At 40.0% G+C, this 14,777-nt stretch carries 10 protein-coding genes; 3 read left to right on the plus strand and 7 right to left on the minus strand.

The window, feature by feature from the left end:
- Window positions 1–506 precede the first annotated feature (506 nt).
- A complete protein-coding gene (locus tag G3R49_RS07225; protein WP_167869170.1) occupies window positions 507–1,322 on the plus strand; it encodes a hypothetical protein in 816 nt (271 codons plus the stop codon).
- 160 nt (window positions 1,323–1,482) lie between these two features.
- On the opposite strand, the gene cysK is transcribed toward G3R49_RS07225, so the two are convergent.
- Window positions 1,483–2,448, minus strand: a complete 966-nt coding sequence (gene cysK, locus G3R49_RS07230; RefSeq protein ID WP_130597596.1) for a cysteine synthase A — start codon at window positions 2,446–2,448, stop codon at window positions 1,483–1,485.
- Between the two features lie 330 nt (window positions 2,449–2,778).
- Here cysK and G3R49_RS07235 point away from each other — a divergent pair, with 330 nt between their 5' ends.
- The gene (locus G3R49_RS07235; protein ID WP_130597595.1) at window positions 2,779–3,900 is read left to right on the plus strand and encodes a beta-ketoacyl-ACP synthase III; all 1,122 of its coding nucleotides are present in this window, start codon (window positions 2,779–2,781) and stop codon (window positions 3,898–3,900) included.
- Window positions 3,901–3,972: 72 nt separating this feature from the next.
- The gene (locus G3R49_RS07240; protein WP_130597594.1) at window positions 3,973–5,214 is read left to right on the plus strand and encodes a response regulator; all 1,242 of its coding nucleotides are present in this window, start codon (window positions 3,973–3,975) and stop codon (window positions 5,212–5,214) included.
- Between the two features lie 10 nt (window positions 5,215–5,224).
- Here the strand turns inward: G3R49_RS07240 and G3R49_RS07245 are convergent, their stop codons facing one another.
- The 6 genes from G3R49_RS07245 to cysZ form a co-directional block, all read right to left on the minus strand.
- The gene (locus tag G3R49_RS07245; protein ID WP_167869171.1) at window positions 5,225–7,663 is read right to left on the minus strand and encodes an EAL domain-containing protein; all 2,439 of its coding nucleotides are present in this window, start codon (window positions 7,661–7,663) and stop codon (window positions 5,225–5,227) included.
- Between the two features lie 12 nt (window positions 7,664–7,675).
- On the minus strand, window positions 7,676–8,401 hold the full coding sequence (locus G3R49_RS07250; protein ID WP_167869172.1) for a response regulator: 726 nt from the start codon (window positions 8,399–8,401) through the stop codon (window positions 7,676–7,678).
- Between the two features lie 4 nt (window positions 8,402–8,405).
- Window positions 8,406–9,887 carry an ATP-binding protein gene (locus G3R49_RS07255; RefSeq protein WP_130597591.1) on the minus strand — a complete coding sequence of 494 codons (1,482 nt, stop codon included), beginning with the start codon at window positions 9,885–9,887 and terminating at the stop codon, window positions 8,406–8,408.
- Window positions 9,880–10,890, minus strand: coding sequence for an ABC transporter substrate-binding protein (locus G3R49_RS07260; protein WP_167869173.1), 1,011 nt, complete (start codon window positions 10,888–10,890; stop codon window positions 9,880–9,882). The genes G3R49_RS07255 and G3R49_RS07260 overlap by 8 nt, the downstream gene beginning before the upstream one ends.
- 347 nt (window positions 10,891–11,237) lie before the next feature.
- Window positions 11,238–13,577, minus strand: a complete 2,340-nt coding sequence (locus G3R49_RS07265) for a carbohydrate binding family 9 domain-containing protein (RefSeq protein WP_167869408.1) — start codon at window positions 13,575–13,577, stop codon at window positions 11,238–11,240.
- Window positions 13,578–13,872: 295 nt separating this feature from the next.
- Complete coding sequence (cysZ, locus tag G3R49_RS07270) at window positions 13,873–14,646, minus strand: sulfate transporter CysZ (protein WP_130597589.1); 774 nt, start codon at window positions 14,644–14,646, stop codon at window positions 13,873–13,875.
- Window positions 14,647–14,777 lie beyond the last annotated feature (131 nt).

The raw sequence follows: 14,777 nt of genomic DNA on the forward strand, positions 1-14,777 counted from the left end.
TGAGTATAATGCGCCCTAACAGAGAGATTGCTTATCTTCTGTATCTAGCAGTGTTAGACCGATGCGATAGCAAAAAGAGTCTTATATAAAAACACGCTAGGCCCTACGCCACTTTAGGCGCACTTTGATACTTAAAAAACGACCTAACTATTTGGAGTGACTTATGGAAATTCAGGAATACGATAACGCGTACTATCAGTTAAAAGATGAATTACAAGAGTCTATGCCTTCTGAAGAAGAGTTTGATTAGACAATACTTTTTCAGTTTGGATTTGCTCCAATACGAGAAAAATAATAAATAAAAATAGCAGCCCTTAGGCTGCTATTTTTATTTTCACTCTTCAATCAGTTGCTTCAGCAGTCGGTTGTCATTCGATTAGTCTTGCGTATTTTCGACATCATAAGGGTCAAGCCTTGGGAATATATGCTGCTAGTCACTATTTGGCTTTTGTTGCATGTTATAGTCAAGGGTTCGTAAGGTCGCAATTAAGTACGTAAGGTAGTTTATGTTTTTTCATGTTGAACCAGAGTGTAAACCCTATTCAGCTTTCAGAGTCAAACATGTCACATTAACCTTGCTCAAGATAACGCTGGGTTGTGTGAGTTTTGGCTTGCATGCTTCAACCAATGAAGTCGACGCTTATGAAGAAAGATTGGCTCAACTAGAAGCTGAAAATGCGCAAATATCAAAAAGACTATTGCGACTAGAGCAGCTAGTTGATGGGTTAAATACTCATACAGGTAATAAAGTTGAGATGTTAGACCTGGTGCAGCTAGTTAAGCTCTACTCGTTGCCAAGTCACGCTCAATCTAACGTGCAAGACTGGCGTATAGGTGCAAATAATCCTGCAATTAATTGGCAATCTGATGGTATTGATTGGCAAGACTCTGCCTCAGAGTATAGCGCTGTCCGTAAAGCTGAAGTTATCGTTACTATTGATGGAAAGCCGATTGAGGTATTAAAAAAGCGCTTGCAGCCTCACGCTTGGTCATTGACGCTTAACGGAGCTCGCGCGGGTGTTTCTTCCGTTGTGATCGATGCAAATATCAATAGCCCTTATCTTGAAGGGGAGTCGTTGCTTAGGCAGTTTGATAAAGCCGGAGTCGATTATACATTGCTGCAATGTGATGAGCTTAATGCTGCCACTTTCGCAGATAGAGTTTATCGCTATCAAGCCAAAGCGTTAAAAACGGGCTGGATGAGGTACGAATATAGCTGTGGAAGTGGTGGGTGTAGTCAGCGTATCGAGCTGCTTTACCAAAAACCAAAAGATGGTGACTTCGCAGAGTTAAGCTCCGTAGCATGCCCTAAAAGCAAATAGTTCGAGCAACATAAAAACAAAAATATCTATGTTGAAAGGACTTGAATATTGAGCTGGCTAACTGGGTTGCTGAGGTTAAATAATAAAAATGCCCGCTTGGAACATTCCTCTAATAAGGATTTTCAAGCGGGCATTTAGTTATTGGGTTTGTCTATTGAGATTACTGCACGTTTTCTGCGTCGCCAAATGCACCAGCAAACAGTGCTGATGAAAGGTAGCGCTCGGCTGCTGATGGCAGTACTACAACGATATTTTTATCAGCAAATTCAGGCAGCGCTGCAATGCGGTTAGCTGCAACCACAGCTGCACCTGAAGAAATACCGACTAGGATACCTTCTTCTTCCATTAAACGGCGCGCCATTGCAATTGCATCTTCATTGCTTACTGCTTCTACGCGGTCAACCAGTTCTAAATCTAGGTTGCCAGGAATGAAACCGGCACCAATACCCTGGATTTTGTGTGGTCCAGGTTGTAGTGGCTCACCCGCTTTTGCTTGAGCGATAACAGGTGAGTCAACTGGCTCAACTGCAACTGAAGTAATTTGCTTGCCTTGTGCTTTTAAGAAGCGACTTGCACCAGTGATAGTACCACCAGTACCAACGCCAGCTACAAGTACATCTACTGCACCGTCGGTGTCATTCCAGATCTCTGGACCGGTTGTTTTTTCATGGATTTCTGGGTTAGCTGGGTTGCTAAATTGGCCTAAGATTAGGTACTTATCTGGTGCTTGAGCATGGATTTCATCGGCTTTGTCAATCGCGCCTTTCATGCCTTTCGCGCCTTCGGTTAATACCAGGTTTGCACCTAATGCTTTAAGCAATTTACGACGCTCAAGGCTCATGGTGTTAGGCATGGTAAGGGTTAACTTGTAACCACGAGCAGCTGCAACATAAGCTAACGCAATACCTGTGTTACCAGAAGTCGGTTCAACAATCTCTACATCTTTGGTCAGCTTACCGCTTTTCTCTGCGTCCCAAATCATGTTGGCACCAATACGGCACTTTACGCTGAAGCTAGGGTTACGGGCTTCAATTTTAGCCAGTACGTTACCGTTGCTTACTCGGTTGAGTCGAACTAGTGGTGTGTTACCTAAAGTATATGAATTATCTTCAAAAATCTTGCTCATGAGTCCATTGCTCCTTTGTTTGCATGATTCCATGATAGTCGCCAAGGTGGCTTTTAGAAGTGAAAAATTGTTCTTCTTTATTCCATTTGGTTATTACACAAAAACCTATTATTCTAAAGCACCCAATATTCACTGGGTTTAGAGACAGATCCAAGGTCTGACCATTCGGTTTTACCGCATATTTGTGTATAAATGTTCAAAAATTACGTACTAAAATAGCCACATAAATCATCGCAATGTATCTCTAACTTATCGGCTAGCTATAGTGTAGCTGCAAATGAGCCGTGAGATACCTAAATTGCGGACACTTGCGTTGCGGATACAAGAATAATGAAGAAAGTGGTTATTTCAGGTAGTGGTCTTTTTGTGCCACCAAATACGGTAACTAATGAAGAATTAGTTGCGAGTTACAATCAATATGTTGATCAGTTTAACCAACACAATGAACAACAAATTAAAGCTGGTACTGTAGTTGAGTTGCCGTATTCAAGTTCAGAGTTTATTGAAAAAGCCTCCGGGATTAAGCAGCGCTATGTCATGGTTAAAGAGGGCATTCTTGACCCTAATGTGATGATGCCATTGATTGCAGATCAACCATCTGAAGCACTATCAATGCAAGCTGAGATGGGCATTGAAGCGGCAAAACAAGCGTTGACTCGCGCTAACTGTAAAGCAGAAGACATTGATTTAGTCATTGTTGCTTGTGCTTATACTCAAAGGGCTTATCCGGCAATAGCTATTGAAATTCAGCGTGAATTGGGCACCAAAGGCATGGCATATGACATGTTAGTTGCTTGCTCATCAGCCACCTTTGCGATTACCAACGCGATAAATGCGATTCGAGGTGGTACTGCTAACCGAGTACTGGTGATTAACCCAGAGCTCACATCACCTCAAAGTAACTTCAAAGACAGAGATAGCCACTTTATTTTTGGTGATGTGGCAACCGCTGTTGTGGTGGAACGTCAAGATTTAGCTCACGTAGAGCATGCCTTTAATGTGTTATCAACGAGCTGCATGACAGACTATTCAAACAATATCCGAAGCAATTTTGGTTTTGTAAATCGCTGTGATCCGGAATGTGTTGCTACGCCAGATAAACTGTTCCATCAGCAAGGGCGTAAGGTGTTTAAAGAATTGTTACCTATGATATATCAACACCTTGAGCAACAATTGAGCAATGAGCAAATAAAAGCTGAAGAATTTAAGCGTTTATGGTTGCACCAAGCTAATATAAATATGAATATGTTCGTAGTGAAAAAGTTACTTGGTGATAACGTTGGTTCACAAACTGCACCAATTGTACTTGATGAGTTTGCCAATACCGCATCAGCGGGATCAATAATCGCATTCCATCGCCATCAAGATGACTTTAAAACCGGTGAGCTTGGACTGCTTTGTTCGTTTGGTGCCGGTTATTCGATAGGGAGTATCGTGCTCGAAAAGTGCTAGGTAACTTGAACGAGGGTTTAGGTTCAGACAAGTGCTCATCGATGTGCGAAAAATTGTTTGCAGGTGGATAGATTGCGCATTCTGATTGTTGAAGACAGCGATGCTGTTTCAAAAATTCTTAAACATCTTATCATTCAAGAGCTAGCTTACGAGGTAGATGTGGCACCTGATTATCAGAGTGCCATCGAACTTCTTAAAACTAACAAATATTTTGTGGTCGTGGCTGACCTCAATTTACCCGATGCTCCAAATGGCGAAATTGTTCGAGCCGTGCTCACTGAGCATCAAACGCCGTGTATTGTATTAACCGGTAACCTAGATAGCGCGCAACGCAAAAACCTACTTAAACTCGGTATCGTTGACTACATTCTTAAAGAAAACCGCTTTAGCTACCAATATGTGGTTAAGCTAATTGCACGCCTCAACCGCAACCGCGATGTCAAAGTACTGGTAGCAGATGACTCAGTTGTTAGTCGTAAGTTTGTTAGAGCTTTACTCGAGCAACACTTGTTCCAGGTGCTTGAAGCAAATGATGGCGCAGAGGCGCTGCAGGTTCTTGAAAAAGAGCAGGGCATTCAACTGCTTATTACTGATTACAATATGCCCAATATTGATGGGTTTGAGCTGATTTTGCGTGTTAGAGAGAATTTTAGCCGTGAAGATTTAGCCATTATTGGTTTATCTAATGACAATAATGAGTCGTTATCGGCACGTTTTATTAAAAATGGTGCGAATGACTTTTTGCAAAAACCATTCGTACATGAAGAGTTCCACTGCCGCGTGCTTAACACGTTAGATTCGTTAGACATGATCCGCAGGTTGTGGGAAAAAGCCAATAAAGATTACCTGACAAAAGCGTTCACTCGTCGCTACTTCTTTGGTCAATACAACCGAGATGTTAAAGATGCTAAAGAGCCGAGTGTGTATTCGGTAGCCTTGTTGGATATCGACTTCTTTAAAAAGGTAAATGATACCTATGGCCACGATGTAGGCGATGAAGTATTAATTGAATTTGCTAAACGGTTAAACCAAGCCTTTGGTCAGCACTTTACAGTAGCCCGTTTTGGTGGTGAGGAGTTTGTTGTCGCGTTCAAAGGCCTCGATGCTGAAAAGTCATGGACCTTGATTGACAAATTTAGGCAGCAATCATATGCAACAATGATCAATACTGAGGCTGGCCCTCTCGAGGTGAGCTTTAGTGGTGGTGTAGCAGCAATTGATGCTTGCGAAGGTATTGATAGTGCGCTTAAGCACGCTGATGAATTGTTATATCAAGCAAAACAAGCTGGACGTAATCAGGTTAAAGTTACTTAGTTCTCATTGTTTACTCCATTAACGGCAAATGATCTAGAATCAAGCTTTTAACTTCATTAAAGGTAATTAGTCCAAGAAAAATCCCATTCCTACCTTCAACAATCATATGAGAGTTAGGAAATATACAGAAATGAACAAGCAATTTGTTTATTGGAATGTCTGTTGTGCAGGTAGCGTATTCTTTATCCATTACTTGATGAGCTCGTTTTGACAAAGTTAATCTGTCTCTAGACGTTTCAGCATCTGTGTCTACATATGGACTAATTAATCTGTCTGTATTAGTTGGGGTGATAACACCTTGAATTTTGTTGTTTTTAACAACTGCAACGACTCTATCATTATCAAGTATTGATAAAAAATCTTGAATTCGATCATCAGGTTCCACAATATGAACGTGTGGAATGCATAGGTTTGTTATTGATATATTGTTGCTATTTGAAGTTGGGGTCAGATTGTGGTGTTTTATTATTTTACAAATTTCACTTGGGGTGTTTGTATGATCATTTAGCTGTTTTGGTTTACAGAAAAAATACCCTTGAATTAAATCAACGCCTATTTGTTCCAATGTGTTTAGCTCCGAAATCGTTTCAACACCCTCAACAACTATCTGGCCATTGAGTAAGTGAATGAAATTAGTAAACATTTTAAGCATTTTTTGCTTAACATTATCTGTATCTACGCCTTTGGTAATCTCTTTGTCAATTTTAATTACATTAAGTGGTAATTTTGTTAGGTTGTCAAACGATGTATAACCACTGCCAAAGTCATCTATGCTGACTTTCAACCCCTCATTACATATTTTATGTATACTGGAAACGACGGATTTGTTGTTTGAGAATACTGAAGATTCAGTTAGTTCAATTGTTATTCGTGATATGTCTATATGAGACTCTTTTATGGTTGCAAGTGTTTTGGTCAGATTTTCACTGTTGTTTTTAGTAAAAACCATAGAGTGATTAATCGATAACCCTAAGTTCGGATTGTCTAGTACTTCACTCAACTGGCTTAATTCACTTATTGCTTTTTTAGCAATAATACTATCAATTTTATCGATTAAGTCAGCGTCTTCTGCAATATCAATCAATTCTTGTACTGAATAGCTAAAAGGTAGAGAGAATTCAAACCTTGCAAGTGCTTCTACTGAGCAGATTTTTAAGTTTTTTAAACTAACGATAGGTTGATATGCAACATTTATCGTATTGTTTTGTATAGCTTTTTTTAACTCGTTTTGCAATTTTACTCTCTTGTTGCTGATTGAGTTAACTCTTTTGTCGTAATAACAGATCCTGTGATTGTTATAGTGTATTTTATCGTCAGGTTTTGAAAGCAGCGCTTGTGCGGAGTGACCAAGCAGCTCTGTATTATTGCTAGCGTCAGTGCCAAATATTGATATGCCAACATCAATTTTTAGATCGGATTCGAAAATATTTTCATTAGATGCAATTTTATCAATTGCTGCAGTTATCGATTTATGAATGTCCTTAATGATTTTTGTGGATATGCAAATGCCACTTATTTGATTGTTATTTAATAAGCCATATTTTATTTTTGTTGTGTCGTCAGCTAAACTTTGTCGAATGATCATGTTTAACTTATTTGAGTTTTTGATCCCTGCATTAAAGGTATTCATCATGAATACATACATGCATTCATCATTGTTGACTAGTTCTTTATGCTTATCAATAACGTCAAAGAATTGTTGTTTGTTTTCCCATGCCCAGGAGCAAACTTTAAAGTTTGTATCGACAACGGCGTCATAAAAGAAGTCCACCGGAGTTAAATGGAGTATGCACAATTTTGTGTGGTTTTTCTTGTAGAAGTAAAATGAAGTGTTTAACTCAAAGGGAACCGGTTTTCCTTCAGTGTCAAACAACTCAATATTGCCGTTCCACCTTTTCTCTGTGTTACAGCTATGTATGAGCTCTTTGTATTTTGAATCTTCTTTATTAAAAAGTATGTTTACAGGTTGCCCAATGGTTTCGTGATTCTTGAATCCAAGTTTTTTGGTTACCATTTTATTTGATGTGAGCACCTCCATCTTATCATCACATATTATCAACATGCGTTCTGCGTGATAGAATATCTCTTTTAAAAGTAAGGACTCCTGGTTTGTATCAAGTAATCTTTTTAATACTGTTATTTCTCCTGATATCTCAGAGTCGCTTGTGCCAATAATGTTGAATGCCACCAGAAATCTTTCACTATCTAAGTTTAGTATCAAATTGCATGAGGTCGGTTTTTTGTTGCGAATACTTTCTTTTATTTTTATTTTTAGTTGTTCAATCTGATGTTCGTCAATTAAAGTTGTGAGGGCGCTTGAAGGTATACTGCCAGAGTTTTTCTTATAGATGATGTTAACCAACTCTTTCGACTCGAATTGTTTAGAGTGTAGGTCTAATTTCCAATCGAAATTTTTATTTAATAACGAGCTGTTCTTAGTTAGCAGCATATTGAGCTCCGTTTACACTACAATGTTGAACTTAGAGTTGACTTGTACGACTAGTATTATGTCGTCCCTTGTGTATGCTTCTTCTATTAGTTTTATTAGTGGCTTTTCGATGTGAGCCTCTAAGTGGGCGCTGTTAAAAATATCTCTGTATGGGTTCTTCTCTGGTAGGTAGTTGGCGCGTATTTTCGTAGTTTTAATCCTCTGTATATTCGATGAGCTCGCTACTTTCTGTAATTTCGCTTCAAATTCATCGACTTTGTCCAACAATCCAAGAATTGTAAAGGTTAGAGAGTTACACATTAATTCTATATCTTGAGTCTTGGAGGTGGATTTTTCTTCAGCTTTAGGTTCGCTATTTTCTATCGATATATAGCTAGTGACAATTTGGCGAATTTCCTTTGGGTATAGAGGTTTCACTGCAATTTCATACTCAATACCTCGTCGCTTCATATCTTCAAGCTCTGGCATAAACTCTTCAATATAGGCAGAAACAATATATATTTTTGTAGAAATGCCTAACTCATGGATCTTTTTTACTACTTGAGTACCGCTTAAGTTAGGCATTTTCAGGTCTACAAATACAACTATGGGGTTATGCTTGACAATTAGCTCTATACCTTGAGCGCTGTCACTAGAGGTGATTAGGTTTACTTTTGTAGACGACAAGGCCATTTCATAGGCTTCAAGTAAGCACTCTTCATCGTCAATAGCAATAATGTTTGGGTAGTTCTGACTCATTAATCTATTCCTTATTAGTGAGTTGAAGGCAATTAAGTTCAATGGTAAATGTCGTTTCTACTCCCTGAATGCTTTCAACAGTGAGTCTTCCCTGAGCATTGGTTATTAAAGTGTTGGATATACTAAGACCTAAGCCCGTTCCTTTTCCGACTGGTTTTGTTGTGAAGAAAGGATCGAAGATTTTGAATTTTATGTCATCTGGTATTCCTGGCCCGTTGTCGGTTATTGTTATTCTACATATGTCACCTACCTGTATAATTAATAAGGTTATTTGAGGTGAGGGTTGTGTTTCTATTGCTTGGGCAGCATTTAAAAGTAAGTTAAGCACGACTTGTTCTAAATGATCTTCCTCTATAAAAACTTTTACTCCGTTACTTAAGTTTTGGTATTTAAAATCTATGCTTGAGCCGTTAATGCTGCTGTTGAATAGCTCTACCACTCTGTCGATGGTTGCGTTAATATCGCAGTTATGAATACCTTTCTTTTTATTTCTTGAGAATACGAGCAAACCCTGGGTAATTCTTTGTATTCTACCCAGTAGCCTTTCTGTTTTGGCTATTTTGTCAGCTATCTTTTCGTTGGTATTCAATGTTGATATAAAGTCCATGTACCCAAGAATTGCCATCACAGGGTTGTTGATTTCATGTGCAACTCCACCAACGAGCGTACCAATAGTTGACTGTTTCTCCATAGATACTACTTGTGCCTGCGTTTCGTTTAGTTTTTCTATGAGCTTAAAATTTTGCTCATCTGTTTTTCTTCTTTGTTCTACCTCAATAGCCAAAGCATTTTTTGATACGGTAGTTCGTTGTAAATTTTCACGCATAATATTTGCTGAGTTACCTAGCTGTGATATTTCTAGAAAACCATTTATTTCAATTTGAGATGCTAAGTTTCCTTGGCCGACTTTTTCTAGCTTTTTACCAAGTACGTTTATTGGGTTAGATATTTTTGTGATGATCAATATTGCAAGTGCAGCCAAAAGAATGATTAGCGTTAGAGTGACAAACAACAGTGTGAAATACATTTTGTTAAAATGTTTAGTCATCGTGTTTCTAAGAGATTTTGATACTGTGAGTGAAGAGTTGTTCAGTTGATGAAGAGAGGATATCAGTGCGACAGGTGTCACGCTTGTCGTCCGTTGTGAACTATTTACTGTTTGCAGTAGCTCCATTTGCCTTTTGGCTGATTGGCTTAACACTTCTAGTTCGTCAAAATTATTATATTTCAGGCTTCTTAACTCAGTCTCTAACTTGTTTTGTGTGTTATTCCACTGGTTCTTCACCCTGTTATTTGGGGTTAACATATAATCATAAGCAAGTACTAATAGCTTAAAGCTGTGATTAGAAATGTTAGTTGCGACCATTGCTTCATGTTCAGTTGACTTTAAGTCACTGTGTAGGTTCGTCAAATGAATCGACGCACCAACAAATACGAGCATCACCGCACATAAATAGATAGTTAAGGTGTTTTTTAAGCTATTCATCAGTAATGATACTCACTCGGTCGTTTGATACCGTCGCCAATGGGCTTGTATCGATGAATTGCATAATATTTATATTGTTTTTGTCATTGCCTCCATTAGTGTCATTTTGTAGTTGAGCCCAGTGTAATTGTCGTTCCCATAGGCTGAGCGCAGACTGGGGGAGGTTTATTCGTGCATTTGATGTAGAAAAACTTTGTTTCAACACGCCTTGTTGCACACCTAAAGCGTTTGAAAAACTTTGAATCGCACGATCAGGATTTTGTTTTATATAAAGCTCTGCTTCAATAATAGCCGATAAGACGTCTTCAACAATTTGCGGGTTATGCTTAAGATAAGTGTCAGTGGTAAGTAGTACCTCAAATTGAATGTAGTCATGGGGGAATTTGAATATTTTTACATCGTCTCCGAGCAACTCAATCGCTTGTGAAAGGTATGGTTCTCGCATTGTAAACGCGTCGATTTTCTGCTGGTAAAGCAAGTCGGCTAGCTCTTCAGCTTTCGCGAATGTTGTTGTTATTGAATCGAGTTCTATACCATAAATAGGTAATATCGAGTCGTGGAAGTGGTGAACGGTAGAAAACTTCTGCGTAGCGATTGTTTTTCCTCGAAGGTCAGAAATTTCATTTATTCCGCGTAGTTTATTTGCAGCGATTCCATTTACATCATCAGTGTAGTAGAGCGTAGCAATGCACTTTACGGGCTGTTTACGGTCAATCGCAAATACGAATGGAATATCCGCGGTATTGGCAAAGTCTGCTTCGCCTCTGAGTAGTCCCTCATTCAAAGCGCGTTTACCACTGGGGTAGTATTTTATTTTAGGGTCGATACCGTATTTAGCGAAAAAGCCCTGCTCAGCAGCAATATGCACGCTAATAGAGCCTAGTTGCTTGGGTAGGGCGAAGGTCACCTCTGAGCTTGGGTGAGTTATCGTTTGTTGCTCACCGCAGCTTGTTAACAGAGCGAGGGATAGTAATATGACTAATTTGAACTTATATGCTTCCATGCTTAGGCTCACAGCTTAATTCAATTCATTCGCTTGAATTTTAAGCTTAGCTCGAGTTTGATTAACTGCCAGTATATAAGTAGAAGAATTTACGTTGTTGATTAGCTTAGAAGTAGCTTAGTCGCTTGGGATGCTAATTAGAGTTTGAATGATGAAGTGAGGTAAACATTACCGAGTTACTGGCGAGAAGCTTAAATTTTTTGCATGTCTTTTTAAGGTTGAAGTTCGGTCTCCAGTAATAACCGGCTGCTAAGCATTTTAACTCGTAAAAGCTTCAGTAAATTATCAAACACTGGTGACGTGATATCTTATTTACTGAAGCGATTAAAGTTTGGTCTAGGACTTAGTTAGAGCAACCAAGCATAGCTAACCTTCATAAAGTAGGTTTTGTCATTTTGGGTTAGCGAGTCAATGTCATCGTTTGCGACAAAGGCATCGCTATAACCCAAGTAAAATACACTTTGTGGGTTGAGCTTATAGCCGTACAACAACTCATTACCCAAGTCCTGGTATACCTTATCTGGGTTACGGTATTGATATAAGCTTGGGTCGCGCTCAATGTGTGTATAGATACTAGATAGGCGGATAAAGCTATTAAGGCTGAGCTGCCAATTAAGGCGCAGGTCGCTTAAGTTTGCCGTGAATAGACGGCCTTGCTCTACATCGAGCGTTTGGTATCGGTGTGATACATCTAGCGCAATCGACTCAGTGATCTTCCATTCAACCTCAGGGTTAAACATGGTTTTAGTGCCAAGTTGGTTGTTGGCGTAGTCAATTTCGTCACCATAGTTAATATCGAGCTCCAGTTTCAGTGGGTCAATTGGCGTAAAGTAGCCATATAGCCAGCTTAAGGTGACATCAAAATCATCGGTATTGCCTTCAATAGCAAGTTTAGATGGGTCAAGACGCAAGCCAACGCGGTTCTTATGAACAATACCGCCAGCAATATAACTTTGGTATCCGCCTTCTAAGCGCAGTGACATTTCGGTTTCTTGCTCAATTTGTTCACCAGCCTGATTATGGGTGACATCCCAGTCGCCAGATAGCTGCACTGAGCTAAAGAAACTATCGCTCGGGTACCAACGGTAACCGCCACCAGCAACAAGTTTGCTGTAGTCAACGTTTTCAATGAAACCTAGGTCTGCGCGGAAATCTTCACCAGTGGAAATATAGTATACTTGGCCCCACCAGTTACGTCTGTCATGGACATACTTGATACGATAAACGTTGTCGCTGATCTCTCCGTCTTTTTTGGTTCTCAAAACCCGCTCGTTGTAGTTACAGTTAGTAAAATCACAATCAGGTGCAGGTGCGCTGCAGTCATCACCACGACAGAACTGTTGGAATAAATCTTCTGGATACTGAGTTTTAGAGTGGGCGAACTGCGCGGTGATGGTGTCATGCTCAGTTGGCTGATACTTAACGTCGGTACTTGCCACATAGTTATGGTAGTCATCAGACTTTTTCATGGTGATCATCGCACCAACAGATAACTCACTATTCGCATCATATCGGTAGCGACTAGCAATGTTATAGCTAGGCTCGTCGATGGTGGCGATATCAGAGCTGAGGTTGCCAGGCACTAAGAATTGCGTTTGTTCATCATTTGCCGCCAGTAAACCAAAGGTATGCTCGCTTTGCTGAGTCGTTAGCTTCAAACCATAATCAGGAGAACCTATATTTCGAGTATGAAGCAAGTTCATTTGCGTATCGAAATAGTCTTTGTTATCAAGGAAGAAAGCACGCTTTTCATCAAAGAACAACGCAAAGTTATTGTTGACGTTTAGCTGACCACTGTCTGCCTCAACTTGAGAAAAGTCTGGATTAATCGTGGCATTTAACAAGGTCGTTGGGCTAATGCCCCAGCGGATATCTAAGCCCGCTTCAACATTGTTCTCATCATCCCATGGTGTTTGTGGAGTTAAGCCTCGGCTTGATTCTCGGTTAGCGACTAAAGACGGCGTTAATTGAATATCCTGGCTTGGCTCTAGCCCAACAAGACCTGTGGCTGTGCCGAGCTGACATAATTGGCAGCTGTTATCTCGACTAATTTTGTGGGTCGATAAGCGATGGGTTTCATTGCGCGGGTAGAAGCGAATAAGCTCAATGCCCCAGGTTTGCGCGTCGACTTTTGGGAAGTTAAATAGCCTAAGTGGCAGCTCGACTTCAACTTGGTAACCTTTGTCGGTTACTTTACCTAGGCTGTACCAAATACCGTCCCAGGCATCACTTTCGTTGCCAGTAAGCTCATTTTCAATTGAGTCGCCTTGAGCGCCAAGCGGGTTCACAAAAAACTGGTATGCCAGTTTCGCGTTATTAAAGGTATCCAGCTTGATGCCAATTTGATCATCACCCCAAGAGCTGTCTCTATCACGCAAGTTTGCGCGAATTTTCTCAGGCTCTGGGTCGTAAGCGGTAAAGGCAAAAAATAGGCTTTCGTTAGTGGCGTAAACTTTAACTTTGGTGGTTACAGGGGCCGCAATATTCTCACCCGGTGATGTTTCATATTTCAGTTCAACTTCGGTGGCATTTGCCCATTGTGGTTCGTCAAATTCACCATCAATTGTTGCACCACTATCTAAAGTGGGAATGTCTAAATGAAAGTTATCGCTATGCCCCGCATGGGCAGATAGAAACGGTAAGCAACTTAATGACGCTAGCGCGACAAGGCGTTTTAAACGCGAGATACAATTTATGTTAGGGTGAAAATTAACCACGACACTCACTACAACTTAATAAACGTGCGCTTATTGTGGCAAAAAATGCTGAAGCAGTCGTTAATTGAATGCTAAAAAACTTGAGTGAATTTGTTACAGTGTTTGTCGTATTGTTTCTGTTGCAGCTCTAGAGCTTTAATACTAAAAAGCCATAACCCTTAATAGGTTATGGCTTAGTGGGTGCATTTACTTAACTTTTTACAGCACTCTTTATTTCATTTTCAATGTTAATGCTGTTCGCCGTTGCAACTAACCTAGTTGCAGATTAATCGCGTGCAATTTCTGGGTGTTTATACACTTCGCGGTAGCGGTCAACCCACATTGCTGTTGCTCCGCAAATCGCGATAGGCATAACAAACAAGTTTAAGATGGGGATCATGGAAAACAGGGTAACCGATGCACCAAACGAGTAACTGGTACCTTTGGTATTGCTAAGCGCACGTTTCATATCGTCAAACGGCACCTTGTGGTTATCAAACGGGTAGTCGCAATATTGAATTGCCATCATCCATGAAGTGAATAAAAACCATAAGATTGGCGCGATTGTTTGCCCAACGCCAGGCAATAAGAACAAGACTAAAAAGCCGATTGCTCTGGGTAGGTAATACTTAAACTTAGTCCACTCGCGCTTCATTATGCGTGGTAAGTCTTTGATTAAATCTACCGTATTGCCCGAGTTAAGCGATTTACCGGTGAGATGGTTTTCGACCTTTTCAGCCAGCAAACCGTTAAATGGCGCGGCTATCCAGTTCATCACTGAGCTAAAAACAAATGACATCACCACCAGTAAGCTTGATACTGCAAGTGGCCACAAGAAAAAGTCGAGCCAGGCAAGGTATTCTGGTAACTGGGCATTCATCCATTCAAATAATTCACCGAGTTTGCCAAAGGCAAAATACATGGCGCTACCAAAGAGTACAAAGTTAACCAGCAGTGGGATCACAACAAATACACGAAGCCCAGGCTGCTTAATCAATTGCAAGCCTTCAAAAAAATAATTCACGCCACTTTTTTTCACAGGCATAGATTTTAAGGTCATGAAACAATTCCTTGATTGATACTGTATGCCAGTCTGACCAGTCAAGTATCAGAAAACAAGTATAAAACTGTGTCAGATAAACAAAAAATCGTTACAAAATGCAGCTCAGTTGCTAGACTGAGTCGTTCTAA

The sequence above is a fragment of the Shewanella sp. WXL01 genome (assembly GCF_012263345.1).
In the GTDB taxonomy this organism is placed as follows: domain Bacteria; phylum Pseudomonadota; class Gammaproteobacteria; order Enterobacterales; family Shewanellaceae; genus Shewanella; species Shewanella maritima.

Bases quoted from the DNA above. Each gene is read 5' to 3' on its own strand.
- G3R49_RS07225 (WP_167869170.1), top strand. From the start codon at position 507: ATGTTTTTTCATGTTGAACCAGAGTGTAAACCCTATTCAGCTTTCAGA.
- cysK (WP_130597596.1), bottom strand. From the start codon at position 2,448: ATGAGCAAGATTTTTGAAGATAATTCATATACTTTAGGTAACACACCA.
- G3R49_RS07235 (WP_130597595.1), top strand. From the start codon at position 2,779: ATGAAGAAAGTGGTTATTTCAGGTAGTGGTCTTTTTGTGCCACCAAAT.
- G3R49_RS07245 (WP_167869171.1), bottom strand. From the start codon at position 7,663: ATGCTGCTAACTAAGAACAGCTCGTTATTAAATAAAAATTTCGATTGG.
- G3R49_RS07250 (WP_167869172.1), bottom strand. From the start codon at position 8,401: ATGAGTCAGAACTACCCAAACATTATTGCTATTGACGATGAAGAGTGC.
- G3R49_RS07255 (WP_130597591.1), bottom strand. From the start codon at position 9,887: ATGAATAGCTTAAAAAACACCTTAACTATCTATTTATGTGCGGTGATG.
- G3R49_RS07260 (WP_167869173.1), bottom strand. From the start codon at position 10,890: ATGGAAGCATATAAGTTCAAATTAGTCATATTACTATCCCTCGCTCTG.
- cysZ (WP_130597589.1), bottom strand. From the start codon at position 14,646: ATGACCTTAAAATCTATGCCTGTGAAAAAAAGTGGCGTGAATTATTTT.